The organism is Microbacterium sp. ISL-59 (genome assembly GCF_018613945.1).
Classification (GTDB): domain Bacteria; phylum Actinomycetota; class Actinomycetes; order Actinomycetales; family Microbacteriaceae; genus Microbacterium; species Microbacterium oxydans_B.
On record NZ_JAGGPG010000001.1, the window covers coordinates 45,220 to 68,328 of the forward strand.

23 protein-coding genes and 4 tRNA genes are annotated in these 23,109 nt (G+C 68.4%); 10 read left to right on the top strand and 17 right to left on the bottom strand.

What is annotated here, in order from left to right:
* Window position 1 precedes the first annotated feature (1 nt).
* The 5 genes from J7E45_RS00200 to J7E45_RS00220 are packed head-to-tail and all read right to left on the bottom strand — an operon-like array spanning window position 2 to window position 5,016.
* Window positions 2-1,387: an acyl-CoA thioesterase/bile acid-CoA:amino acid N-acyltransferase family protein gene (locus tag J7E45_RS00200; RefSeq protein ID WP_215066340.1), complete on the bottom strand. Its 1,386-nt coding sequence runs from the start codon at window positions 1,385-1,387 to the stop codon at window positions 2-4.
* A complete protein-coding gene (locus tag J7E45_RS00205; RefSeq protein WP_215066342.1) occupies window positions 1,384-2,400 on the bottom strand; it encodes an Ldh family oxidoreductase in 1,017 nt (338 codons plus the stop codon). The genes J7E45_RS00200 and J7E45_RS00205 overlap by 4 nt, the downstream gene beginning before the upstream one ends.
* Window positions 2,385-3,200 carry an ABC transporter permease gene (locus tag J7E45_RS00210; protein WP_215066344.1) on the bottom strand — a complete coding sequence of 272 codons (816 nt, stop codon included), beginning with the start codon at window positions 3,198-3,200 and terminating at the stop codon, window positions 2,385-2,387. Before J7E45_RS00210 ends, J7E45_RS00205 begins: the two co-directional genes overlap by 16 nt.
* On the bottom strand, window positions 3,197-3,961 hold the full coding sequence (locus tag J7E45_RS00215) for an ABC transporter ATP-binding protein (protein ID WP_091036603.1): 765 nt from the start codon (window positions 3,959-3,961) through the stop codon (window positions 3,197-3,199). The genes J7E45_RS00210 and J7E45_RS00215 overlap by 4 nt, the downstream gene beginning before the upstream one ends.
* Window positions 3,958-5,016 carry an ABC transporter substrate-binding protein gene (locus J7E45_RS00220; protein ID WP_091036600.1) on the bottom strand — a complete coding sequence of 353 codons (1,059 nt, stop codon included), beginning with the start codon at window positions 5,014-5,016 and terminating at the stop codon, window positions 3,958-3,960. Before J7E45_RS00220 ends, J7E45_RS00215 begins: the two co-directional genes overlap by 4 nt.
* A gap of 190 nt (window positions 5,017-5,206) precedes the next feature.
* Between J7E45_RS00220 and J7E45_RS00225 the strand changes: the two genes are divergently transcribed.
* The gene (locus J7E45_RS00225; RefSeq protein ID WP_215066347.1) at window positions 5,207-5,593 is read left to right on the top strand and encodes an SPW repeat protein; all 387 of its coding nucleotides are present in this window, start codon (window positions 5,207-5,209) and stop codon (window positions 5,591-5,593) included.
* A gap of 67 nt (window positions 5,594-5,660) precedes the next feature.
* Here the strand turns inward: J7E45_RS00225 and J7E45_RS00230 are convergent, their stop codons facing one another.
* The 3 genes from J7E45_RS00230 to J7E45_RS00240 are packed head-to-tail and all read right to left on the bottom strand — an operon-like array spanning window position 5,661 to window position 7,769.
* Complete coding sequence (locus tag J7E45_RS00230; protein ID WP_308162003.1) at window positions 5,661-6,101, bottom strand: GIY-YIG nuclease family protein; 441 nt, start codon at window positions 6,099-6,101, stop codon at window positions 5,661-5,663.
* Window positions 6,102-6,141: 40 nt separating this feature from the next.
* Entirely contained in the window at window positions 6,142-7,191 is a 1,050-nt protein-coding gene (locus tag J7E45_RS00235; protein WP_091036592.1) for a 2,3-butanediol dehydrogenase, read from the bottom strand.
* A gap of 26 nt (window positions 7,192-7,217) precedes the next feature.
* On the bottom strand, window positions 7,218-7,769 hold the full coding sequence (locus J7E45_RS00240; RefSeq protein WP_140403376.1) for a TetR/AcrR family transcriptional regulator: 552 nt from the start codon (window positions 7,767-7,769) through the stop codon (window positions 7,218-7,220).
* 260 nt (window positions 7,770-8,029) lie between these two features.
* Here J7E45_RS00240 and J7E45_RS00245 point away from each other — a divergent pair, with 260 nt between their 5' ends.
* Window positions 8,030-8,986 carry a PQQ-dependent sugar dehydrogenase gene (locus J7E45_RS00245; protein WP_308162004.1) on the top strand — a complete coding sequence of 319 codons (957 nt, stop codon included), beginning with the start codon at window positions 8,030-8,032 and terminating at the stop codon, window positions 8,984-8,986.
* Here J7E45_RS00245 and J7E45_RS00250 read toward each other — a convergent pair.
* Both J7E45_RS00250 and J7E45_RS00255 read right to left on the bottom strand, forming a co-directional pair.
* Window positions 8,964-9,812, bottom strand: coding sequence for a helix-turn-helix transcriptional regulator (locus J7E45_RS00250; protein ID WP_215066350.1), 849 nt, complete (start codon window positions 9,810-9,812; stop codon window positions 8,964-8,966). The two genes, J7E45_RS00245 and J7E45_RS00250, sit on opposite strands and share 23 nt — an antisense overlap.
* Window positions 9,813-9,906: 94 nt before the next feature.
* A complete protein-coding gene (locus tag J7E45_RS00255; RefSeq protein WP_215066352.1) occupies window positions 9,907-10,617 on the bottom strand; it encodes an SDR family NAD(P)-dependent oxidoreductase in 711 nt (236 codons plus the stop codon).
* Window positions 10,618-10,745: 128 nt separating this feature from the next.
* On the opposite strand from J7E45_RS00255, the gene J7E45_RS00260 reads away from it, so the two are divergent.
* The gene (locus tag J7E45_RS00260; protein ID WP_215066354.1) at window positions 10,746-11,981 is read left to right on the top strand and encodes a multidrug effflux MFS transporter; all 1,236 of its coding nucleotides are present in this window, start codon (window positions 10,746-10,748) and stop codon (window positions 11,979-11,981) included.
* A gap of 110 nt (window positions 11,982-12,091) precedes the next feature.
* Here the strand turns inward: J7E45_RS00260 and J7E45_RS00265 are convergent.
* Window positions 12,092-12,167 (bottom strand) — tRNA-Val (locus J7E45_RS00265).
* Window positions 12,168-12,318: 151 nt separating this feature from the next.
* On the opposite strand from J7E45_RS00265, the gene J7E45_RS00270 reads away from it, so the two are divergent.
* The 3 genes from J7E45_RS00270 to J7E45_RS00280 all read left to right on the top strand — a co-directional run bounded on the left by J7E45_RS00270 (window position 12,319) and on the right by J7E45_RS00280 (window position 12,615).
* Window positions 12,319-12,391: transfer RNA gene (locus J7E45_RS00270), tRNA-Gly, on the top strand.
* A 54-nt stretch (window positions 12,392-12,445) separates the two neighbouring features.
* Window positions 12,446-12,516, top strand: a tRNA-Cys gene (locus J7E45_RS00275).
* Window positions 12,517-12,543: 27 nt separating this feature from the next.
* Window positions 12,544-12,615 (top strand) — tRNA-Val (locus J7E45_RS00280).
* Window positions 12,616-12,835: 220 nt separating this feature from the next.
* Here the strand turns inward: J7E45_RS00280 and J7E45_RS00285 are convergent.
* The 4 genes from J7E45_RS00285 to J7E45_RS00300 form a co-directional block, all read right to left on the bottom strand.
* On the bottom strand, window positions 12,836-13,192 hold the full coding sequence (locus J7E45_RS00285; RefSeq protein WP_215066356.1) for a hypothetical protein: 357 nt from the start codon (window positions 13,190-13,192) through the stop codon (window positions 12,836-12,838).
* A gap of 266 nt (window positions 13,193-13,458) precedes the next feature.
* Window positions 13,459-14,808: a deoxyribodipyrimidine photo-lyase gene (locus tag J7E45_RS00290; RefSeq protein ID WP_215066358.1), complete on the bottom strand. Its 1,350-nt coding sequence runs from the start codon at window positions 14,806-14,808 to the stop codon at window positions 13,459-13,461.
* A gap of 39 nt (window positions 14,809-14,847) precedes the next feature.
* A complete protein-coding gene (locus J7E45_RS00295; RefSeq protein ID WP_215066360.1) occupies window positions 14,848-15,258 on the bottom strand; it encodes a hypothetical protein in 411 nt (136 codons plus the stop codon).
* Between the two features lie 34 nt (window positions 15,259-15,292).
* Window positions 15,293-16,243 carry an alpha/beta fold hydrolase gene (locus J7E45_RS00300; RefSeq protein WP_215066362.1) on the bottom strand — a complete coding sequence of 317 codons (951 nt, stop codon included), beginning with the start codon at window positions 16,241-16,243 and terminating at the stop codon, window positions 15,293-15,295.
* Window positions 16,244-16,408: 165 nt separating this feature from the next.
* On the opposite strand from J7E45_RS00300, the gene J7E45_RS00305 reads away from it, so the two are divergent.
* From J7E45_RS00305 to J7E45_RS00320, 4 genes are all read left to right on the top strand, one after another.
* Entirely contained in the window at window positions 16,409-17,566 is a 1,158-nt protein-coding gene (locus J7E45_RS00305; protein ID WP_215066363.1) for a histidine kinase, read from the top strand.
* Window positions 17,563-18,246 (top strand): response regulator transcription factor, encoded by a 684-nt coding sequence (locus J7E45_RS00310; protein ID WP_215066366.1) that lies wholly within the window; start codon window positions 17,563-17,565, stop codon window positions 18,244-18,246. Before J7E45_RS00305 ends, J7E45_RS00310 begins: the two co-directional genes overlap by 4 nt.
* Window positions 18,247-18,416: 170 nt before the next feature.
* Window positions 18,417-20,342, top strand: a complete 1,926-nt coding sequence (gene thrS / locus J7E45_RS00315) for a threonine--tRNA ligase (RefSeq protein WP_215066368.1) — start codon at window positions 18,417-18,419, stop codon at window positions 20,340-20,342.
* A complete protein-coding gene (locus J7E45_RS00320; RefSeq protein ID WP_215066370.1) occupies window positions 20,339-20,902 on the top strand; it encodes an HIT domain-containing protein in 564 nt (187 codons plus the stop codon). Before thrS ends, J7E45_RS00320 begins: the two co-directional genes overlap by 4 nt.
* 1 nt (window position 20,903) lies before the next feature.
* Here J7E45_RS00320 and pdxY read toward each other — a convergent pair whose 3' ends face one another.
* Together pdxY and J7E45_RS00330 are read right to left on the bottom strand one after the other, a co-directional pair.
* Window positions 20,904-21,755 carry a pyridoxal kinase PdxY gene (gene pdxY, locus J7E45_RS00325; RefSeq protein WP_215066372.1) on the bottom strand — a complete coding sequence of 284 codons (852 nt, stop codon included), beginning with the start codon at window positions 21,753-21,755 and terminating at the stop codon, window positions 20,904-20,906.
* 45 nt (window positions 21,756-21,800) lie between these two features.
* Window positions 21,801-23,108 (bottom strand): aminotransferase class I/II-fold pyridoxal phosphate-dependent enzyme, encoded by a 1,308-nt coding sequence (locus tag J7E45_RS00330; protein WP_215066374.1) that lies wholly within the window; start codon window positions 23,106-23,108, stop codon window positions 21,801-21,803.
* Between the last annotated feature and the right edge of the window lies 1 nt (window position 23,109).

Here is a 23,109-nt window from a genome sequence, read left to right on the forward strand (position 1 = left end):
ACTACCGTCCTTCTTCGTGGGAGTGGGGTGCGTTGTCGGCGGACGACGCCGCGCGTTCCGCCGTGCGGTGGATGAACGCGCAGACCTGTTCGAACGAGTCGGCGCCGGCGATGGCGATGCCGCGTGGCGTGCCGCCGTTCGAATAGCGCACACCGGAGACCGGGTGCAGGCGTTCGATGTCGGTGCTGGGGAGGTGGGGGAGCGCAATGCCGTGCCCGGCCTCCTCGTAGTCGAGGTGCAGGCGCTCCGCGGCATGCCCGTGTCTCGCCAGCGTGTCGAGCACGATGCGCGATGCCATGCTGGACGGCCACGCGCGATCGTCGAGCCCGGAGATGCATGCGACGGGGCCGGCAAACCGTTCGATCGGGATGCGTGACGCACGGGCGAGGTCGCGATCGTGGAGGCCATCGATATACACGTCGCGGTGGCGTGTCGGTGCGGGCTCGTCGTTCCAGGGCTGCCAGGTCACGCCGGTGTTGTCGTGCCACAGATGCTCGAGCGGTTCGTCGTCGCGCGTCCAGGTCGGGCCGTTCCATCCTTCGGCGGGGTCGGCGGCGCCCTGCGCTCCGAAGGCGAACGCCGCGGGGACGAAGGCGGCGACCCCGAGGACGAGGTCGGGATAGGTCGCGGCCAGCAGCAGGGACAGTTCGCCACCGCGGGACTGACCGCTCACGATCGGGCGCCCGCCGAGCGGTGAGAGCTCGGAGACGACGTACCGGAGGGCGTGCTCGAAGTACTCCAGCGGTGTGCGGGAGATGTGGTCGGGCAGACCGGGTGCCCGGAAGTATCCGAGCGCGAGCGCCTGTATGCCGCGGGAAGCATACTGCGCGGCGCGAGCCTCGTTGATGCCCCCGCCGGAACCGTTGAGCACGATCACGGTGGCAAGAGGACCGTCGTGCGGCGGGCGGAACAGCGTGCCGACGAGCCCGCCCGAGCGGACCTCGGTTCTCTCGACGCCGTCACCGCTGAGCTGCTGGGTCACCTCGATGGCGATCTCTGCGGCGCCGGCACCGTCGCCGGGTTGATCGAGGTATCCGGTCCCCGGTTCGGCCCAGGCGGTGAGGACGGTCGACAGGGGACGCGCGACGTCAATGGGCTCAGCGGATCCCGTCGTGCCCTCCTCGCGGCGCTGCGACCAGAACAGGCCCATCGAGTCCGCCACGCGGTAGTCGCCGGACACCGGGGCCTGCGTCCCGAGGTCGATCTCCCCGTCATCGTCGGCGAGGAATGTCGCCTGGGCCGCCCAATCGCCACCGTCGCGCGCCGTGACCGCGCGCACGGTGACCAGAGATCCCGGCACTGCGCCGCTGATGCGGATCTCTCGACGTTCCGTCAGGGGACCGATCTGCGGAATCACGCTGAGCGTCAAGGATGCAAGGGCGCTCATGTGCCGGGTGCTTCCGTCGTGCGTGCGCGCAACCAGGATGCTGTCTCTTCGGAGACGCGGATAGCGTCTGGAAGGTCTGCCGGGTTGCTCGCGAGCACATCGAAGCGCGCGGGGAGGTGGCCGCCGGCGCCGCGCCACTCGCGATCCAGTGCGGCCGTGGCCTGCGCGATGTCGGCGCCTCCCGCACGAGCGGGGTCGAACGCGATGAGGACCGCGCCTCTGCTGGACGGGGCAGCGGGGTCGGTGACCCGCCCGCCGACGGCGACACCGGCCAGGAGCTCGACCACGAGTCCGGTGAGCGACCCGACGAGGCCCGCGGGGAGGAGAGCGGCGGCGGCGGCGGGATCCGTGGTGGGCTCACCGGCCGCGTCGACCGCACTGCTCTCCGGGAGGGACACGCCGGCGCCGCGAGCCTCGCGGACCGCGGCGAGCGTGAGCGTCGACGTGGCGTAGTCGACCACGAGCGGGGGAGCATCGGCACGGGGAACTCCGACGGCGAGTGGATTCGTGCCGATTGCGGCGGCTTGTCCACCCCACGGTGCGACGGTCGCCGGTGACTGCGCGGCGAGCAGGGCGACAGCGCCGCGCGCGGCGAGCGCGCGGGCCGCGAGTCCGAGGATGCCGAGTGCGCCGGCACCGCGGATGCCGACGATGGCGAGCCCGTGCGCCTCGACGTTCCGTGCGGCGCGCCGCACGGCCGAGGCGAGTGCGACCACTCCGGGCACTCCGGTCGCGTCGACGGACCCGATCGGCGCGTCATCGGCGCCCGAGGGCGTGACGGGCGCCGACGCCGATTCGAGCCCTTCGAGCCGCTCGAGGTCGCGCGCCAGCATCCGGATGCCGAACTCGGGAAGGCCGAGCAGCTCAGCCTGAACCAGCCAGAATGCGGCCAGCTCCACATCGGCCGGATCGCTGTGCGGCGCCGCCGCCCGGAGCACGGCGCGCAGATCGGAGAGCATCTCGTGAGCATCGAGGTCCATCGTGTACGTCCCGCCGTTCAGTACTTGACCCACGGCACGACGCGCCGCTCGAGCAGAGCCCAGAGCGCGGTCGCGCCGTAGCCGAGCACGGAGATCGTGACGATGCCGACGTACATCTTCGACACGGCGAACGTCCCCCACGAACTCCAGATCATGTAGCCCAGCCCGCTGTTCGCACCGACGAACTCCGAGGCCGCGATGATCACGAAAGCTCCGCCCGTGGCGAGTTTGATGCCGGTGAAGATCGACGGCAGCGCATAGGGGAACGAGACGGTCATCCACCGCTGCAGCCGCGTCGCGCCGTTGGCGTTGGCGACATCGTTCAGCAGCGGCGGCGTCTGCATCACACCACCCAGCGTGTTGAAGAGCAGATAGAAGAACACACCGATCGCGACGATCACGTACTTGCTCGTCTCGCCGAGGCCGAAGATCAGCAGCAGCAACGGGAAGATCGCGACCTTCGGTACCGGCAGCAGAGCCGAGAAGATCGGATCGAGGAGCAATCGCAGCGTGCGCACCGAACCCAGCAGGATGCCGAGGATGATGCCGGGCACCGCGCCCAGTACGAAGCCCACGGCGATGCGCGACAGCGTGATCCCGATGTTCTCCAGCAGGACTCCCGAGGCCAGCAGCTCGAAGAACGTCTCGATGATGGAGGTCGGCGCGGGGAAGAAGCGCGAATCGAGGAGCCCGGTGCGGCTCGCGATCTCCCAGACGAGGAGGATCAGCAGCGGTGTGTACGGGCCGAGCCTGCGCACCCACACGGATCCGCGCTCGGCCTGCACCGCCTCCTTCAGCTGCGCCTCGATCTTCGGGTCGGCGATCGTCGTCATGACGCCAGCTCCTGTTCCGTCGAGTTCTCCAACAGTGACCACAGCCGCGCCGTGATCTCGCCGTAGCGAGGGTCGCGGCGAAGACCGGCGATGTCACGCGGCCGACCGAACGGCACCTCGATGTCGTCGATGATGCGTCCGGGGCGATGAGACATCACGACGACGCGGTCGGCGAGCATCAGCGCCTCGTCGACGCTGTGGGTGATGAACATCACGGACTTCGACGTGCGCTCCCAGATCTGCAGCAGCTCCTGCTGCAGCGTCACCCTGGTCTGCTCGTCGAGTGCTCCGAAGGGCTCGTCCATGAGCAGCAGGTCGCCGTCATCAGCGAGCGCGCGGGCCACCGAGGTGCGCTGGCGCATCCCACCGGAGATCTGGGCCGGGTAGAACCCGCCGAACTCGGAGAGCCCGACGAGGTCGAGCAGCTGATCGACCCGCTCGGTGCGCTGCACGCGAGAGAGACCGCGCAGTTTGAGCGGGTACCCGATGTTCTGCGCGACGGTCAGCCAGGGGAACACGCCGTGCTCCTGGAACACCACCGACGGACGGCTCGAGGTCTCGATCGTGCCGAGACTCGGCTTCTCGAGACCCGCCGCAAGCCGGAGCAGAGTGCTCTTCCCGCAACCGGACGGGCCCAGCACACAGACGAACTCGTTGTCGGCGATCTCCAGGTCGATGTCCTGGAGGGCGACGAGAAGCTCGTCCTTGCGGTCGGCGTTCGCGTAGGCCTTCCAGAGCCCCTGGACGCGGAGGCCGCTCATTTCTTCGAGGAGGCGAGGTCGCCGCTCTCCTGCAGGGCGATCGCGTCCTTCAGGATGTCTGCGCGGTAGATGTCCTCGATGCCGGAGTCGCCGTCGAACTCGAGCGCATCGCGGTCCCGGAAGAACTGCTCCTGCCGGGCGACGTCCTCCCAGTCGATGGCGCCGCTCGGGTCCTGCGTGGTGAGCGCGATGGAGGTCAGCGTCTCGACCGGCAGATCGGTGTACTCGGCGATGATCTCCTGCGTGGCGGGGTCGTCCCAGCCGCCGTCCTCGAGCTCGTTGACCGCCTTGAGGTAGGCGGCGGTGAACGCGGTGACCGCAGCGGGGTGCTTCTCGACGTACTCGGTGTTGAAGACCATGGCGCCGAGCTCGACGCCGGCCTGGTAGTCGATGGGCAGCAGCTCGTGCGCGATGCCCTGCGCGATGACGGCGGACGAGATCGGCTCGATCGACCAGCTCGCATCCACCGAACCGTTCGCGAGGGCGGCGGGGATGTCGCCGGGGCTCAGGTTCACGAGCTCCACGTCGTCGACGCTCAGGCCGGCGGACTCGAGTGCGAGCGCGACGGAGTAGATGCCGAATCCGCCGTCGCCGGGGATTCCGATCTTCTTGCCCTTCAGGTCGGCGGCGTCTTGCACATCCGAGGCGTCGGAAGCGATCAGCGGCGACGGGTTCGCGCCGGACTCGGGGATGCGGGACACGCTGGCGATCACCGACAGCGACGCACCGGCCTTGGTGGCGTTGAACAGACCGGCACCCCAGGTCGCGCCGCCGGCGGTGATGTTGCCGGTGCTGACCTGCTGGTACGTCTCACCCGAGCTGCCGCCCTTCGCGACCAGCTCGACGTCGAGACCGGCGTCTTCGAAGTACCCGTTCTCCTCTGCGAGGAAGAAGGGCGCGTAATCCGCGTACGGCGAGTAGAGGAACGTGATCTTGGGGGCGTCGGCGGCAGTCTCGGTCGCTTCACCCGATCCGGACGAGCTGCAGGCGGTCACCAGGAGTGCGCTGGCGAGGACGAGAGCGCTGCCCGCGAGGGCGCGGCGACGAGAAGTCATGATCTTGCTCCAGGAGGTCGGGTGATGTGCACGGGAAGCACATGCTCCTGAATCTATCGATTCCCGCGATGGCCGATATCTCGGCGCCGTCACAATCCGTCACCGACGGCCTGGGGCAGGCCAATCCGATCCGGCGCGGGTGCCGAACCAGTGGTGAGTCGCATCCAGCGGCGACATACAAGGAGGAATCATGCGTTTCATCCCCACCAAGGTCCACGGAGCCCTCGACTACATCGTCGGCATCGCATTGATCGCCGCGCCCTGGCTGTTCGGTTTCGCGAGCGTGGGCGGAGCCGCGGTCATCATTCCGATCGTCCTCGGCGTCGGGCTGATCGTGTACAGCCTGTTCACGAAGTATGAATGGGGTCCCTTCGGTTTCATTCCGATGCCGGTCCACCTCGTGTTCGACATCGTCGCGAGCCTGTTCCTCGCGCTGTCGCCGTGGATCTTCGGCTTCGCGGGTGAGGCCCTCAACGTCTGGCTCCCGCACGTCGTCGTGGGTGCCGCAGTGATCGTCGTCGTGATCTTCTCGCAGCCGCAGCCGGCGACCACGCGAGGACGCGTCGCCACCGCCTGAGCCGCTCCCGACGCGATGCCGGGCGACTGGACTTCTCGAAGCAGCCGCCCGGCATCGTCCTGCGTGTCTAGGGGAGTTCGTCGGCGCCCTGCAGTGCACGGCTGAGCCAGCGCGCGTACAGGAGCCAGGGGTCGCCCTCAAGGCGGAGTGCCGCCACGTGCGCCCGCAGATCAGGGGTGAGGGTGAACCACTCACCGCCCTCGCGTATTTGCGCGAACTCCCGGTGGCGCTGCTGCTCGACGGATCGGTCGCCGCGTTCGAACGCGAGCAGCTCCTGGTGTCGGATGCTCGCGAGGCGCTGTCGGGGACGCCTGCTGGTGCCGATCTTCACCCGGTCGTCGTACCGGATGTAGTAGACGACATCGACGCGGGGGAGAGGGAGGTCGGGGTCGGGGGCATCGCCGTAGCGCCACCCGCAATCGGCGCAGCACCAGGCACCCTCGATCCTTACTCCCTGCATGCTGCCGCAGAGCGCACAGGGGCTCGGGAGGGCGCGTTTCGTCGGCACCGAAGCAGACTACGCGCGCCCTCCGACACCCGGACCGGCCTCAGCCGGCGTGCACGAGGATCTTCGCCCCGGCACCGCCGCGCAGCGCGTGGATCGCGTCGACGACGTTCTCGAGCGGGGTCTCCTGCACCCAGCCGGTCGTGTCGTAGACCCCACGGGACATGGCCTCGATCACGGCGTCGAAGTCCTCGGGAAGATACGCGAGCGCGCCGGCGATCTCGGTCTCGGCCATCACCAGCTGCGTGGGGAGGAAGTCCATCGTGCGCTCGTGGATGGCGACCACCACGACGCGGCCGCCCGGGACCAGGCTGGCCAGCGACGAACTGATGGCTGCGCCCACTCCCGCCGCATCGAAGGCGACGTCGACGCCTTCGCCGTCCGTCAAGGAGGCGACGGCGGCGGCGAGATCCTCATTCACCGGGTCGACCACGGTGGCGCCGAGGGCTGCGATGATCGCGCGACGCTCCGCACTGGGCTCCGAGACGAGCACACGCTCGACGCCGCGGGCCCGCAGGGCGAACCACACGCCGATGCCGATCGGTCCGGCGCCTGCGATGAGCGCGGTACCGCCCGACTCGACGCCACTGCGGGAGACCGCATGCCACGCGACCGACATCGGCTCGACGAGGGCGCCCATGCGCAGATCGACGTTCTCCGGCAGCACGTGCAGCTTTGTCGCGTCGACGGTCGTGAACTCCGCCATGCCGCCACCGTCGGAGCTGAGCCCGTGGAAGCCGATCTTCTGGCAGGCGTTGAACATGCCGCGACGGCAGGCGGGGCATTCGCCGCAGTAGTAGATGGGCCAGACGGCCACCCGGTCGCCCACCGCGACGCCGGTCACGCCCTCGCCGAGCTCGACGACCGTGCCGGAGAACTCGTGGCCGAGGATCTGGGGCAGTGTCGAGCCCGTCACGGGGTGCGGGTGGTCGAGGTCGAGCCCCGCGGCCTCGGGGGAGTAGTAGACGTGGAGATCGGATCCGCAGATCCCCGCATACGCGTTGCGCAGCTTGACCTGTCCTCGTCCCGGGGTGGGCTCGGGGACCTCTTCGATGCGCAGATCTTCCTTGGCGTGGAACAGTGCGGCCTTCATTGTTTACTCTCCTTCTCCGGTGGCCGTCATCGCAGCCACCACTCCGGTGACGCCGCGAGGATCAGCCTCACGGCACGGTCGATGTCGTCGTCGTCGCTCCGCAGCCACTCCTCGATCGCGCCCACGGTGCCCGCAGCGGCGTACGCCACGGCGATCCGCATCGCGGACGCGTCCGCCGCGAACACGGGCGGAACGATCTCCGAGTGCAGCTCGGCCCACAGCAGCAGGCCGGAACGGATGGATGCCTCCAGGTTGCTGCGGACGGGGGCGGCCAGCAGGGGCTGCATCGCCCCGCGGTACACCGAAGCCCGTCGTCGGATGTGCTCCAGGAGAGCCCGTTCGCCATCGCCGATGGCATCCGTCTGCGGCAGGATCTCCATGGCGGCATCGATCTCGGCGGAAAGCGCGTCGGCGAGGAGCTGCACCGGATTCTCCGCGTGCCGGTAGAAGGTGTCTCGGGTGACACCCGCCGCCGCGCAGATCGAGGAGACGGTGACTTCGCTGATCGGCATCCGACCGGCGAGGTCGAGCACCGCGTCACGGAGGCTTTCTCGAGAACGTCGCGACCTCGCATCCATGGCAACAGCCTATCTGACAGTTGTCAGATAGGCGCCTCTTCTGCGTCTCGGATCACGCGCCTAGTCTCGAGGGGAGCGGATCGTCGCGTCCGACAGCGACAGTGAAGACCGGTGCGGTGAGGGGAGCGGAGATGGTGAGCAGGTCCTGGCGCGGTCCGATCGCATGGATCGTCGTGTCGGCTGCATCGATCGCCCTTGTGGCGTGTGCACCGACGGCGTCCACTCCGTCGCCCTCGAGACTTCCCGATGGCTCGGGACCGGTGTCCGCCGGAACGGAAACCACGATCATCGAGAACCTGGCGGCACCCTGGTCGATCGCCTTCCACGAGGGCGCGGCGCTGATCAGCGAGCGCGACAGCGCCCGGATCGTCGAGGTGTCGGACGACGGCGATGTCCGCGAAGTCGCGGTGGTCGATGGCGTCGAACCGGGTGGCGAAGGCGGCTTGCTCGGAATCGCCGTGTACGAGCGTTATCTGTACGCATACTCCACCGGCGCGGATGAGAACCGCGTGCAGCGCTTCCCCCTCACCGGGTCGCCCGGCTCCCTCGGCCTCGGCGCGCCGGAGACGATCCTCGACGGTCTGGCTGCTGCGTCGAATCACAACGGCGGTCGCATCGCGTTCGGCCCCGACGGCACGCTGTATGTGACGGTGGGTGACGCGGGGGACCGGGAGAGTGCCCAGGATCCGGGGTCACTGTCGGGCAAGATCCTCCGCATAGCCCCCGACGGCAAGGTCCCGGCGGACAACCCCATCGCGGGATCGCCCGTCTACAGCCTCGGTCACCGCAACCCCCAGGGGCTGGCCTGGGACGAGGGCGGCACGCTGTACGCGAGCGAATTCGGACAGGACACCTGGGATGAGCTGAACGTCATCGAACCCGGCGGGAACTACGGCTGGCCCGTCGTCGAAGGCATCGCGGATCGCGACGAGTTCATCGACCCGGTGCAGCAGTGGGCGCCGGATGCCGCCAGTCCGAGCGGCATCGCGATCGCGGAAGGCGCGGTGTTCATCGCGAACCTGCGGGGGGAACGGCTGCGCGAGGTGCCGCTGGACGATGTCTCGTCGTACGCGGAGCACTTCACCGAGGCCTACGGACGGCTTCGTGATGTCGTGGTCGCCCCCGACGGTGCGCTGTGGGTGCTCACGAACAACACCGACGGTCGCGGCGATCCCGGCGGCGGCGACGACCGCGTCATCCGTGTGCCGCTCGAGTAGCCCCGGTCACGTCCGCGCCCCAGGAAGCGAGGAGTCGGAGTCGTTCGGCGGAGGGTGAGCCGGGCTCAGCGCTGTAGATCAGCATCACCTGGCCCGGTTCGGCCGTAAGCGCGAGCTCTTCGTAGACGAGGGTCAACTCGCCGACGACCGGATGAGTGAAGCGCTTGATGCCCGAACCGTGCGTGCGCACGTTGTGTGCCGCCCAGAGTGTGCGGAATGCCTCACTGCGTGTGGAGAGCTCGCCGACGAGGTCCTGGATGCCCTTGTCGTGCGGGTCGCGGCCCGCCTCGGCACGGATGACGGCGACACACATCTCGGCGAAGAGGTCCCAATCCGGGTAGAACTCGCGTGCCGCAGGATCGAGGAACTGGAATCGGGCGAGGTTGGGCATCCGCCCGCCGTCGCCGATCACCGGTGAATAGAAAGCGCGGCCGAGCGCATTCGTGGCGATGAGGTTCTGCCGCTGGTCGCGGACGAACGCCACCGCCTCCGTCACGGAATCCAGTGCCCACTGCAGGCTGGGTCGCGGAGCTCCCGCCTTCGCCGTGCGGCGTCGAGCGCGTCCGGACGAGGGGATGCCGTCTGCGGCGCGAGCCAGATCCAGCAGGTGCGCATGCTCGGCATCGTTGAGCTGGAGCGCGCGCGACAGCGCCTCCAGGACCGAGGAGGAAGCGCCGGCGATGGCACCGCGTTCGAGCTTGGAGTAGTACTCGACGGAGACTCCGGCGAGAAGCGCGACCTCACTGCGACGCAATCCGTCGACACGTCGGTTGCTTCCGGCGGTGAGACCGGCTGCCTCCGGGGTGACGCGGGCTCGCCGGGTCATCAGGAATTCGCGGACCTCTGCTCGATTTGTCCATGAGGTCAGCGTAGATCTGATGTGGGCGGGAAGGGACGCCCTGAGAGGGCACCTCTCGGTGTCACGGATGTTCCCGTACAGGTACACGCGTGACCTCGGCGAGAGCCGCGAGCAGCGCTTCCTGGAAAGCCGGGTCAGCGGCAGCTGGTGCCGGACGCTGAGTCGCGAGGTGATGCCAGTAGCCGCCAGTGCGCGGGCCGGCCGCATCCTGGGTTGCGAGACGGACTTGCGTGAGATGCCCCTGCTCGAGATCGTCGGAAGCACTCGGACCACCCATGCGGGTCGGAACCCAGCCCGGATCGACGGCGTGGACGGCGGTGTCCGGCCATCGATCCGCCAGGGAGAGGGCGAACGCGGTGACCCACAGCTTGCTGTCGCTGTAAGACGCCGTGCCATCGGTCAATCCGCGCATGTCGGTGGTGCCGCCACGGTGCATCGAGCTGCTGAGGTAGACGAGTCGGCGGGGAGGGCGCATGAGCATGGTCAGCACGTAGGGGGCGATCGTGTTCACTCGTGCCGCATCCGGCGGATGCAGGGCGCCCGCGTTGTGCACGACGGCATCGAAGTGCCCGAAGGCGTCGACCTCGAGGGCGAGAGCCCGCGTGGCGTCGAGGTCGGAGAGGTCTACGTCCACGGCGCCCCGCCAGTCTCCGGACGGAACGCGGTTCGAAGTGCGAGCATGCACGACGACGTCATGCCCCTGGTCGGAGAGGTCCTGGGCTGTGGCGAGCCCCAGTCCGGTCGACGCTCCGGTCACGAGGATCAATGCCATCGGCACTCCTTTCGTCTCGGTGGTGCTCCCTCATTCTGCGCAGGGTTCGGCGCCATGAGGGATTCTCTGTCGGTACACCCTTCGTCAGGGACTCCCGCCCCTCGGGGGACCGGTGGACGCTGGAGACCATGACACCACCTGTCGCGCTCTCTCGACGGCTCCTGCCTGCCCTGCTCCTGATCCTGACCGTGTTCGGTCCGATCTCGATGGACCTCTATCTCCCCGCTCTTCCGGCGCTCACTCGCGACCTGGGCTCGGCGACTTCCGTCGCGCAGCTCACGGTCACGGCGTGCCTCATCGGACTCGCGGTCGGACAGCTGACGGCGGGACCATTGTCGGACCGCCACGGGCGGCGGCGCGTCCTGCTGGTCGGCATCGTCGCGTACGCGGTGACATCCCTGCTCTGTGCGGTCAGCCCCACGGTCGAGGTCCTGATCGTCGCTCGTCTGGTCCAGGGGCTCGCGGGAGGGGTCGGCATCGTCATCGCCAATGCCGCAGGACGGGATGTGTACGCGGGCGGTCAGCTGATCCGCTTCTACGGCCGCCTCACGGTCGTCGGGGGACTGGCGGCGGTCATCGGGCCACTGCTCGGCGGCGTCCTCATGGCGTTCGCCGATTGGCGGGGCCTGTTCGTCTTCCTCGCCATCGCCGGTCTCGCGATCCTGGCAGCGACGGTGCTCCTCTTCGGAGAGACACTGCCGGTCGAGCAGCGCAGCACGGGAGGCCTCCGCCACACTCTGAACGACTTCCGCGCTCTGCTGAGCGACCGGGTCTTCCTGGGAGCCGTCCTGAATCAGGGCTTCCTCTATGCGGCACTGTTCGCCTACCTCGCCGGTGCGACCTTCGTGCTGCAGGACGTCTACGGGCTCACGCCGCAGGGGTATGCCGCGGCCTTCGGAGCGAACTCCGCCGGGTTCATGGTGTGCGGGTACCTCGCCGGTCGCGCGGCGGAACGGTGGAGTGTGAGGGGCACTCTCGCGGTCGGAGTCGTCGTCACGTCGGCCGGCGCGCTCGGACTGCTGCTGGCAGGTCTGACACCGCTGCCACTGTGGCCCGTGCTCGTCGCCCTGTTCACGCTCGCCGGTGGAGTGGCCATCGCCTCGCCGCCCGCGACCACCATCGCGCTCAGCGAGTATCCGCAGTCGGCGGGGACGGCCTCGTCGCTCCTGGGCGTGGCGCGATTCGGGTTCGGCGGCATCGCGGCACCGTTCGTCGGCCTCGCGGGTGCGTCGAGCATTCTGCCGCTCGGGATCGTGACGACGGTCTCGGCCGCGCTGGCCGGCCTGTCGTACCTCTTGCTGGTGCGGGCTCGCCGCGCGGCTGTTCTGCCTGCATCCGGGAGCGAGTTCGCGGCGACGCACTGATCCGCGCTGCGATCCTTCGGCGAGGCCGCCTGGGGGGAGGGGAGCGGATGCTGGACGCCGGGCTGTGAATGTCGGAAGCCCCGCACACCGGGCGGTGTGCGGGGCTTCTCTGGTGGGCGATACCGGACTCGAACCGATGACCTCTTCCGTGTGAAGGAAGCGCGCTACCAACTGCGCCAATCGCCCATACCCGTGGGGTACGTCAACCGATACTACCCGACGCTCAGAGCCCGTATGGACCACTCTGTGAGACACGCGCGAGATTCGCTGCGGGTTTGGCGGAGGGGGAATCTTCGGCTAATGTTTCATGAGTGCCCGGGACAACCGGGAACGAAATGCGGATGTAGCGCAGTTGGTAGCGCACAACCTTGCCAAGGTTGGGGTCGCGAGTTCGAGTCTCGTCATCCGCTCGAGTGCAGAGGGTCTTCTTCGGAAGACTCTTCGCACGTGGGGTCAATCCACACGGTGGCGTGGCCGAGCGGCTAGGCACCGGCCTGCAAAGCCGTTTACACGGGTTCGAATCCCGTCGCCACCTCACGGTAAAACTGAATAGCCCCAACGGGCGCGATTGGCGCAGCGGTAGCGCGCTTCCCTGACACGGAAGAGGTCACTGGTTCGATCCCAGTATCGCGCACAGACAAACCCCCGGTTCTCCGGGGGTTTTTTCGTGCCCGGGGGAGCATCTCCTCGCGTGCGACCGACGAGTGACCAGCTCGGCGAATCTGCTGCCGCCCCGGGTGAACTCTCGGCGATGTTGCCGTCGCAGAGTGTGCCGCGGTTTCGATGCCTCAACTCACTGGTGCCGTATTCAGATCGGTACGCTCGAATTTGGGCACCTGTCCCCAGGCTGCGACTCAGATGACAGCGCCGTGACGGAGGAACAACCACAGCGCGATGTACGACGGACCGATGGCGAGTCCGACCTGCACCAGAGTCCAGCCGAGCACCCTGCCGGTCCGTGACCACTCCGTCTTCCCCCGCGGCCAGAATCTCCTCGTGGTGTTCCTGCCCGAGAAGGCGACGGAGCACATCGTCGTCGTCCAGCCTGCGGCGCCGAAGGCGGCGGCGAGGTACGACGAAAGGGTCATATTTTGTTCCTCGACCATCCAGGTGATGAGGAAGATGAGAGCTGCGCCCGCGAGCGCATACAGGGCAGCGAGCGAGAAGCGGATCGTGGTGCCCTTGCGGTAGTCGTGCGTATGGACGTTCACGCACCGCTGCCCGCACCTCGGGCACGCGTCGTCGTCGGTATGCGTATAGACCCTGGGAGGCACGTGCGAGAGCTGTTTCGAGGTCACGATCGCATGTGCCGGGAGTGGCGTGTTCTTCGGCCAGACGAAGGGGAGCGGATCAGTCTCATGGTCGCGAGGGCGGCGTTGACGGGACATGCTCTCACCGTATCGGGAGGTGGGGACGTCGCTGAGCGACAGCGATCGGCGTTGGTACCGTGTGGCGCAGGCCTCGCTGTCTTGGCGCGTCAGGAGGGCGCTCGAGGAGCGCGCTTGACCACGTCGTAGGCGGCGAGCGCGGCCTTGCGTGTCTCACCCAGGTCGACGATCGGCTCGGTCGGCGCCTCGGACGCCCACTGCGAGATGTAGAGCCCCTGCGGATCGAACTTCTTCGCCTGCAGCTCGGGGTTGAACACGCGGAAGTACGGCGCAGCGTCGGCGCCGGAGCCCGCGACCCACTGCCAGTTGAAAGGATTGTTGGCCTCATCGGCGTCGACGAGCGTGTCCCAGAACCACTCCTCGCCGCGCCGCCAGTCGATGAGCAGGTTCTTCACGAGGAACGAGGCCACGACCATCCGGACGCGGTTGTGCATGTAGCCGGTGTGCCAGAGCTCTCGCATCCCGGCATCCACCAGCGGCACGCCCGTCTCGCCGTGCTGCCAGGCCTCCAGGTGCGCCGGGTCGAGGGGTGGCCACGGGAAGGAGTCGAACTCGCGACGCAGGTTCCGGGTGGCGAGGTCGGGGGAGTGATAGAGCGTGTGCCAGGCGAACTCCCGCCACCCGAGCTCGGAGAGGAATCCGCCGGCCCCGTCGATGCCGACGGCCTCGTGCCAGACCGTGAAGGGGCTGATCTCTCCCCAGCGGAGGTGAGGGGAAAGCAACGACGTGGCCCCGGCAGATGGCTCGTCGCGGGCTCGGTCATACTGCGGGAGATCCTCGTCGAGGAAGGTGCGCAGGCGCCGTCGGGCGGCACGCTCGCCGGGCTCCCAGGTCTCGCGCAGCCCACCGGCCCAGTCCGGGCGTGTCGGCAGCAGACCCCAGTCGTCGAGCGAGTCGGATGCCGGCGCACTCTTCGTTCCAGAGATATCCCGTGGCTCCGGAAGCGGCGCGCGCGGCGCCGGAAGGGCGAGGCACGCGCGCCAGAACGGGGTGAAGACGGAATAGTGGGTGCCGCTGCCGGTCGTCACGGTCCACGGTTCATGCAGCAGGGATGCCGCGAAAGACGCGACCTCGAGTCCATCGGCCCGGAGCGACGACTTCAGCGATGAGTCGATCTTGCGCTCGGCACCGCCGTACCGGCGGTTCCAGAACACGGCGCCGGCGCCAGCGTCCGCCACCGCCTCGCGGACGACGTGCTCTGCGGCGCCGCGACGCAGCACGAGCGCACCGCCACGCTCACGGAGACGCTCGTCGAGCGATGCCAGCGAGTGGTGCAGCCACCAGCGGGCTGCGCCGCCGAGGGGGCGGATGCCCGGCGACTCCTCGTCGAGCACATAGAGCGCAATGACCGGTTCGCCTCGATCGATCGCGGCGCGCAACGCCGGATTGTCGGCGAGGCGAAGGTCGTCGCGGAACCACACCAGCGAGGGGGATGTCATGGGACCATTCTCTTCGAGCTCACGGGGATGGTCCGTCTCTCAACGCCGACGGTGGTTTCGGCGGGGTGTCTCGCCGCCGGTCGACCACAGCGCCCACAGCACGAGAATCGGCTGCAGGAACAGCCGGCCGAATCGTCGAGCATCCGTGTCGAGTCCCGGCGTCGAGCGCTTGGTCTGCCACTGGTGGATGTTCCCGGGCATCACGGCGACGAAGAATGCGGCCGTCGCCCAGCCGATGCGGCGGCGCTCCTTCGGTAGCGCGAGGAGCCCCGCCGCAAGCGCGACCTCTGCGGCGCCCGAGGCGATCACGATCGTGTCCTTGTCGAGCCTGGTCAGGCGAGTGGCCCAATCGGGCACCACGACCCGGAACCCGCGGGTGCTGAGAAAGTGGCCGACACCGATCGCGCCGAGCGCGACCGCCAGGATCCATCGTGCGACTGCTCTGTCCATCCGTTCACGTTACGTGATGTCCAGAGCTCCGGCGTCACTCCGCGGCGGGTATCCTGGTGCGCTCCCACGAGCGGAACCCGTCGACGATCTCCGGCGTGTGCGTGTGGTGGAGGTAGTGCGTTCCGTCGAGCGGCACGACCGTTCCATCGTCGACGGCCGCGGCCTGCTCCTCGTGCAGATCCGCCCAGGTGGGGACGGTCGGATTATCTGCCACGACGAACAGCAGCAGGGGGAGGTCTTCGGGGAAGCTGGTGCCCAGAGCATCGTCGAAGTTCGCGTGGAGCAGAGACATCGCGTTCAGGTAGGTGGGGCTCAGCGTGTTCCGATTGGTGAGCATGGCGATCTGCTCCTGCACGTCTGCGGAGTAGACGGACTCGTCGTAACCCGTGCCACGGAACGATGCGATGAGTCGCACGAGCCCCAGGTTCTTCGCCGCGCCGAAGAGTCCGACGGGCAGCTCGGTGTCCGAGCCGGGCTGCCCGGGGACGCTGCTGTCGATTCCGACGAACGCCCGCACCTCATCGGGGTAGCGGTTCGCGAACTGGATGCCGTAGATGCCGGCGATGGAATGCCCCATCAAGACGTAGTCGTCGACGCCGAGCTCCTGCAGGGCGGAGTGCGTCTCGGTCACGATGTTGTCGGTGGTGCGGGCGCGATCCGTCCCGTCGCTCAACCCGTAACCGAACGGCTCCACGACGATCACGCGATGGTCCTTGGCCAGCTCGGTGACGAGCGGCTCGAAGTCGAGCACCGGGGATGCGGTGCCGAAACCCGGGAGGAGAACGATGTCCTCCGAGCCCTCACCGGTGATCATGACGTTCATCTCGTGCCCGTCCACGGTGACCTTCTGCCCGTACGGCTCGATGCGATCCTGTTCGACCGCGGTCGCCACCGCATTGCCGACCGTGGTGGCCACCAGTCCGACCGCGATCACGGCGACGACGGACGTGAGTGCGATGAGCACTCTCTTGACGGGCTTCTTCATGCCGACCTCTCTCGGCGCACGCGCTGTGCGCCCTCATCCCAGCGTGCCGCGCGGCATCCGCTGCCGCGTCGCCCTGCCGCAGACACCCGTGTACTGCGATCGCAGTACACGCAGCTCATCCCGGCGGGGGATCCGAGACCCGGCGCCGCGAGGAATACTGGTGAGATGCCGGCACCTCGTCCTCCACGAATCGCGGCGCCGCTCGCCGATGTGATCGCCGTGGCCGTGGTGGTCGTCTTCGCTGTGTCGCCTTTCCCCGACGAGGCGTTCCGCGCCACCGGATGGCTGCTCGTCGTCGCGCTCGTTCCCGCAGTCGCGATGCTGTTCCGTCGAAGGCTTCCGCTCGTCGTGCTCGCCGTGAGTCTGCTGTGCGCGGTGGTCCTGGCGTTCGCGGGCGTCCTGTCACCGAGCGCGCTCATCGCGATGGCGATCAGCGCCTTCGCCGTCGTGGACCGCCGAGGGCGATTCGTCGGGATCGTCGCCGTGAGCGCGGCAACGGCCATCGTCTTCTTCGTCAACGCGATCCCGCTCGCCGGCGATCTCTTCGATCCCCGCGCACTGCAGTTCGTCTTCATCATCGCCCTCGCCGGGGCCCTGGGGGACGCGACCAGGTCACGACGCGAGTTCGTCTCCGCCATGACCGAGCGCGCGGAGCGGGCCGAGCAGGGGAGGGATGAGGAAGCGCGGCGACGTGTCGCCGAAGAACGGGTGCGCATCGCGCGCGACCTGCACGACGTGGTCGCGCACCAGATCTCGGTCATCAGCCTCAACGCGGGCGTGGCGTCATCCGCGTTGGAGACCCGCCCGGAGCGCGCGCGGGAGGCCCTGAGCACCATCCGCCGTTCCTCTCGCACCGTGCTCGCCGACATCGGTGGACTGATGGCGCTGCTGCGCTCCGACGACCCGGATGATGTTCGCGACCTTCGTCCGCAGGTCGGCCTCGCCGGTCTCGACGACCTCCTCGCGCAGTTCCGCGAGGCGGGGCTGCGCGTCGATCTGCAGGACGATCCCGACCGGCCCGCACTCTCGCCGGCCAGTGATCACGTGGCTTACCTCGTGGTCCTCGAAGGATTGACGAATGCGCATAAGCACGGAGCGGGTGGCGCGGCGACCGTCCGGCTCCGAGCAGATGACGGGTCGCTCCGCGTCGTCGTCGACAATCAGGTGGCGACGGAATCCGAGGTGGTGTCGGGTGCAGGGGGCCACGGGCTGCGTGGACTGCGCGAGCGCGTCGCTGCGGTCCGGGGAGATGTGCAGACCGGCCGGGACGGAAGCGCGTTCCGTCTCGAGGTGCGGATTCCCCTCGACGGAGGTGCCCGATGATCCGGGTGCTCGTCGTCGATGATCAGCCGTTGGTGCGGCAGGCGGTCCGCGACATCCTCATCGACGGCGGTATCGAGGTGGTCGGCGAGGCCGCCAACGGTCGCGAGGCGGTGTCCGCGGTGCGCGAGTCGATGCCGGACGTCGTGGTGATGGACATCAGGATGCCGGAGCTCGACGGCATCGCCGCCACCGCGCAGATCATGAGCGAGTCGCAGTCCGCCGCGACCCGCGTGCTCATCCTGACGACCTTCGAGGAGGACGACTACGTGGTCGCCGCACTCCGCGCCGGTGCGAGCGGCTTCATCGGCAAAGGGGCGGAGCCGGACGACATCGTCAGCGCCGTGCGCGTGGTGCACCGCGGTGAGGCTCTCCTGTCGTCGGCGGCGACACGGTCGCTGATCGAGCGCTCCGTGCTGCCGCAGCATCCGCGAGCCGATGCCTGGCACACCGAGCCGCTGCGACAGCTCACCGAGCGGGAGCGCGAGGTGCTGCTCCTCGTGGCGGGCGGGGCGTCGAACCAGGACATCGCGGACGCCCTCGTGATCTCACCGCACACCGCGAAGACCCATGTGAACCGCATCATGTCGAAGCTGCACGCACGCGATCGTGCGCAGCTCGTGATCCACGCCTACGAGTCGGGGATCATCGTCCCCTCGCGCGGCGCCGACCAGCCGGGCTGACGGTGACCGATGGCGGGACCGATCACAGTGTCCGACACCGTCGCGAAGCGGTCAGGACCCCGTGATCATGCGAGTAACCTGGACACCGACCCAGATGGAGAGTTTCTGTGCCTGAAAACGCCCGGCCGCACGATGGCTTCGCCCTGTTCACTGACCGAAACGTTGTCGCGATGCGCGTCAACGGCGATCTCAAGGATCTCGCCACGACGGTGACCGATACCGACGAGGTCGAGCCGGTCACGATCGACAGCCAGGACGGGCTGAACATCCTCCGTCACTCGGCAGCCCACGTGCTGGCGCAGGCGGTGCAGCGCATCAACCCGCAGGCGAACCTCGGCATCGGCCCGCCCATCACCGACGGGTTCTACTACGACTTCGGCGTCGAGACCCCCTTCACGCCCGAAGACATCAAGGCCATCACCAAAGAGATGCAGCGCATCGTCCGTGAGGGCCAGCGCTTCGTCCGCCGTGTCGTGACCGACGACGAGGCACGCGCCGAGCTCGCGGACGAGCCGTTCAAGCTCGAGCTCATCGGGCTCAAGGGTGGGAAGGAAGCCGCCGAGGGCGCCTCCGTCGAGGTCGGCGAAGGCGAGCTGACGATCTACGACAACACCACCCGTGACGGCGAGGTCGTCTGGAAGGACCTCTGCCGCGGGCCGCACCTGCCCAACACGCGCATGATCGGCAACGGCTGGGACCTCACCCGCATCGCTGCCGCCTACTGGCGCGGCAGCGAGAAGAACCCGCAGCTGCAGCGCATCTACGGCACGGCGTGGCCGACCAAGGACGAGCTGCGCGCCTACCAGCACCGCCTCGAAGAAGCTGCCAAGCGCGACCACCGGCGCCTGGGCAAGGAACTCGACCTGTTCTCGTTCCCCGAGGAGATCGGCTCCGGGCTCTCGGTCTGGCACCCGCGCGGCGGCGTGATCCGCGGCGAGATGGAGCAGCACGCCCGCAAGCGCCACATCGAGGGCGGCTACACCTACGTGTACACGCCGCACATCTCGAAGGAAGACCTCTTCCTCACCTCGAACCACCTCGTCACGTACAAGGAGGGGATGTTCCCCCCGATCGTCATGGACGAGGAGCGCGACGACGAGGGCAACATCACCAAGCAGGGCCAGGACTACTACCTGAAGCCCATGAACTGCCCGATGCACATCCTCATCTACAAGGAACGTGCGCGCAGCTACCGTGACCTGCCGCTGCGGTTCGCCGAGAACGGCACGGTCTATCGCAACGAACTCTCCGGTGCGCTGCACGGTCTCACCCGCGTGCGCGGCTTCACTCAGGACGACTCGCACCTGTTCGTGACGCCCGATCAGCTCGAGGCCGAGGTCAGCAAGGTCCTCGAGTTCATCCTGTCGATGCTGCGCGACTTCGGTCTGACCGATTTCGAGCTCGAGCTCTCGATGAAGGACGACGAGAAGTCGAAGTGGATCGGCTCGGACGAGTTCTGGGAGTCGTCGACCGACGCCCTTCGTCGCGTCGCGGTCGCCTCGGGCCTGAAGCTCACCGAGGTCCCCGGCGAGGCCGCGTTCTACGGCCCGAAGATCGACCTGAAGACGCGTGACGCGATCGGTCGCACCTGGCAGCTCTCCACCGTGCAGGTCGACCCGAACCTGCCGGAGCGCTTCGACCTCGAGTTCATGGACAAGGACGGGCAGAAGAAGCGCCCGATCATGATCCACCGCGCGCTGTTCGGCTCGATCGAGCGGTTCTTCGCGATCCTGCTCGAGCACTACGCCGGCGACTTCCCGGTATGGCTGTCTCCCCTGCAGGTCGTGGGCATCCCGGTCGCCGACGACTTCGCCGACTACCTGGGCGACGTCATCGACACGCTGCGCGCCCAGGGCGTGCGTGCCGAGCTCGACACGTCGGACGACCGGATGCAGAAGAAGATCCGCACCCACACGACCGGCAAGGTGCCGCTGCTGCTGATCGCGGGGGAGAAGGACCGCGACGCGGGCACCGTCTCGTTCCGCTATCGCGACGGTACGCAGGAGAACGGTGTGCCGATCGCAGACGCCGCGGCCCGCATCCGCGCCGTCATCGACAGCCACGGCCTCGTGCAGACAGCAGGGGACCTGGCGTGACCGAGGGGGCGCAGCCGCTGGAGGATGCCGGACTCCTCGCCGGGGTTCCGGACGAGTTCCAGCGGCTGTGGACCCCGCACCGGATGGCGTACATCCAGGCCGGGCCGGAGCCGCTGCGTGAGGAGTGCCCGTTCTGCGAGGCGCCGAAGTTCCCGGACGAGGAGCGGCTGGTCGTGGCGCGGGGGGAGACGGCCTACGTGCTGCTGAACCTCTTCCCGTACAACTCCGGCCACCTGCTCGTTTGCCCGTACCGCCACATCGCCACGTACGACCAGGCCACGCCCGAAGAGGTCGCTGAGATCGGCGCCCTCACGCAGACCGCGATGCGGGTTCTGCGCGAGGTGTCACGCTGCGACGGCTTCAACATCGGCATGAACCAGGGCGCCGTGGCGGGCGCCGGCGTCGACGCCCACCTGCACCAGCACGTGGTGCCGCGGTGGACGTCGGACGCCAACTTCTTCCCGATCATCGCGAAGACCAAGGCGCTCCCGCAGTTGCTGGGTGAGGTGCGCGAGGCCGTGGCGAACGCCTGGCCGACGTCGGAGCCCGCTTCGGAGTAGCTCAGCGCACCTGACGGGCGGTGAACTGCATCTGCGGGTTCGCGTAGAACTCCTGTGCCTCGACGAGCTGCAGCTCGCGCTCACCGGACTCGAGCGTGGCCTTCAACAGGTCGTAGACACTGGACGCCGTGCGCTCCAGAGCGATCTTCGCGCTACCGGTCTCGACGTAGTGCGCGGTGAACAGCGCCGCCGTCACATCGCCCGAGCCGTTCGCCTTCATCGGCAGGTGCGGGGTCTGCACCAGCCACGCACCCTGCTCGTCGGCGGCGAGCATCTCGATGGTGCCCTCTTCGCGGTCAGGGCGCTCGACGCTCGTCACCAGCACGGTGCGCGGACCCATCGCGTGGGCGAGGTCGACCGAAGCGAGGGTGGACTCGAGCGTGTCCGGCTCGGTGTCGGTGAGGAAGCCGAGCTCGAACTGGTTCGGCGTGATGATGTCGGCGACCGGGACGACGCGCTCTCGCAGCAGAACCGGGATCGCCGGGGCCACGAAGCACCCCGACTTGGCGTTGCCCATGACTGGGTCGCAGGCGTAGACGGCGCTCGGGTTCGCGGACTTCACGCGGGCGACCGCGTCGATGATCACGTCGCCGATGCCTTCGCCGCCCTGGTAGCCGCTGAGGATCGCGTCGATCTGACCGAAGACGCCGCGCTCTTCGATGCCGGTGATGACCTCGCGGACGTCGTCCGGAGCGATCATCGGCCCACGCCAGGCGCCGTAGCCGGTGTGGTTGGAGAAGTTCACGGTGTAGACCGGGAGCACCTCGACGCCGATGCGCTGCAGCGGGAACACCGCGGCGGAATTGCCGACGTGCCCGTAGGCGACGGCTGACTGGATGGAGAGGATCTTCATTCTCCGGCTCTTTCGTTCAGGGCAGGCGGGTGCCCGCGAGGGTGGTCATCGCCCGGCCGCGACGAGATCGGCGACGAGGGTCTCGGCCTCATCATCGGACAGGTCGTGCACGGTCAGGCGCAGATGGTGGGACGGTTCTGCGCGGTCGTCGAGCGCGAAGTCGTCGCCGGTGCGGGCCAGCCACCCGCGGCGCATCAGCCGATCGGCGACGAGACGCGCGGGTTGTGGCAGCTCGACCCACAGGCTCATGCCGTCGGATGCTGTCGCATCGATACCGCCGGCGCGCAGGCGCTCTGCGAAGGCGGCATTCCGCTCGGCGTAGTGGGCGGCCGCTGCGGCGACCTCGGTCATCACGGCGTCGTCGGTCAGCTGGGTCAGCGCGAGACGCTGCAGCAGGTGGCTCACCCACGTGGTGCCGGGACTCAGACGCATCGCGAGCCGTTCGGCCGTCTCGGCATCGGTCGCCGCGATCGCGAGGCACATGTCTGGTCCGAGAAACTTCGACACGGAGCGCACGAGCGCGAATCGGCGGTGGTCCGCACCGATGAGTGACTCGTACCGGCGCTGCGACAGCATCGAGAAGTGGTCGTCCTCGATGATCAGCACGTACGGGTGATCAGCCAGCACGGCTCGCAGCTCGGCGGCTCGAGACGCGGTGAGGCTCGCTCCGGTGGGGTTCTGCGCGCGCGGGGTGCAGATGATCGCGCGGACGCCGGCGTCCAGCGCCGCCCGCAAACCGTCGACGGTCATGCCCTCGGCGTCGACAGGCACCGGGACGGCGCGGTATCCGCCCAGTCGCACGGTGTGGATGCTCGCCAGGAAGCACGGGTCCTCGAGCGCCACGGCATCATCGCGCATGAGTGCCTGCGCGAGCAGGCGCTCGACCGCGTCGACGGCACCGCTGGTGATGGTGATGCGGAAGTCGACATCGGCGAGGTCGGCCGAGATCCACCGCCGGGCCCATTCCTCGAGTCCGCGATCGATCACGGGCTCGCCGTAGAGCACGGGGCGCGAGGCGATGGTCATGAGCGCGGGTGCCGGGTCGGGGATGAGGCGAGGGTCCGGGTTGCCGGTGCCGATGTCGCGGAGCACCGTGTCGGGGGCGTAACCCTCCTGCGCCACTGCTTCGAGGCCCGCGACCACGGTGCCGGCTCGCCCGCGCGAGACCACCAGGCCGGCCTGAGCGAGCTGACGGTACGCAGCCACGGCGGTGTTGCGATTCACGCCGAGGGTGGCGGCCAGCTCTCGCACCGGGGGGAGGAGACTTCCGGGCTGCAGGGATCCGCGATCGCGCAGCGAACGCACGCTGTCGGCGATCTCCGACGCGGTGGCACCTGTGATCTGGTCGCTCATG

Excerpts from the sequence above, each read along its gene's own strand:
- J7E45_RS00290 (WP_215066358.1), bottom strand. The coding sequence starts at position 14,808 with ATGACATCCCCCTCGCTGGTGTGGTTCCGCGACGACCTTCGCCTCGCC.
- J7E45_RS00330 (WP_215066374.1), bottom strand. The coding sequence starts at position 23,108 with ATGAGCGACCAGATCACAGGTGCCACCGCGTCGGAGATCGCCGACAGC.
- J7E45_RS00235 (WP_091036592.1), bottom strand. The coding sequence starts at position 7,191 with ATGAAGGCCGCACTGTTCCACGCCAAGGAAGATCTGCGCATCGAAGAG.
- J7E45_RS00225 (WP_215066347.1), top strand. The coding sequence starts at position 5,207 with ATGCGTTTCATCCCCACCAAGGTCCACGGAGCCCTCGACTACATCGTC.
- J7E45_RS00305 (WP_215066363.1), top strand. The coding sequence starts at position 16,409 with ATGCCGGCACCTCGTCCTCCACGAATCGCGGCGCCGCTCGCCGATGTG.
- J7E45_RS00295 (WP_215066360.1), bottom strand. The coding sequence starts at position 15,258 with ATGGACAGAGCAGTCGCACGATGGATCCTGGCGGTCGCGCTCGGCGCG.
- J7E45_RS00215 (WP_091036603.1), bottom strand. The coding sequence starts at position 3,961 with ATGAGCGGCCTCCGCGTCCAGGGGCTCTGGAAGGCCTACGCGAACGCC.
- J7E45_RS00210 (WP_215066344.1), bottom strand. The coding sequence starts at position 3,200 with ATGACGACGATCGCCGACCCGAAGATCGAGGCGCAGCTGAAGGAGGCG.
- J7E45_RS00250 (WP_215066350.1), bottom strand. The coding sequence starts at position 9,812 with ATGACCCGGCGAGCCCGCGTCACCCCGGAGGCAGCCGGTCTCACCGCC.
- J7E45_RS00300 (WP_215066362.1), bottom strand. The coding sequence starts at position 16,243 with ATGAAGAAGCCCGTCAAGAGAGTGCTCATCGCACTCACGTCCGTCGTC.
- J7E45_RS00255 (WP_215066352.1), bottom strand. The coding sequence starts at position 10,617 with ATGGCATTGATCCTCGTGACCGGAGCGTCGACCGGACTGGGGCTCGCC.
- J7E45_RS00310 (WP_215066366.1), top strand. The coding sequence starts at position 17,563 with ATGATCCGGGTGCTCGTCGTCGATGATCAGCCGTTGGTGCGGCAGGCG.
- J7E45_RS00220 (WP_091036600.1), bottom strand. The coding sequence starts at position 5,016 with ATGACTTCTCGTCGCCGCGCCCTCGCGGGCAGCGCTCTCGTCCTCGCC.
- thrS (WP_215066368.1), top strand. The coding sequence starts at position 18,417 with ATGCGCGTCAACGGCGATCTCAAGGATCTCGCCACGACGGTGACCGAT.
- pdxY (WP_215066372.1), bottom strand. The coding sequence starts at position 21,755 with ATGAAGATCCTCTCCATCCAGTCAGCCGTCGCCTACGGGCACGTCGGC.
- J7E45_RS00260 (WP_215066354.1), top strand. The coding sequence starts at position 10,746 with ATGACACCACCTGTCGCGCTCTCTCGACGGCTCCTGCCTGCCCTGCTC.
- J7E45_RS00200 (WP_215066340.1), bottom strand. The coding sequence starts at position 1,387 with ATGAGCGCCCTTGCATCCTTGACGCTCAGCGTGATTCCGCAGATCGGT.
- J7E45_RS00240 (WP_140403376.1), bottom strand. The coding sequence starts at position 7,769 with ATGGATGCGAGGTCGCGACGTTCTCGAGAAAGCCTCCGTGACGCGGTG.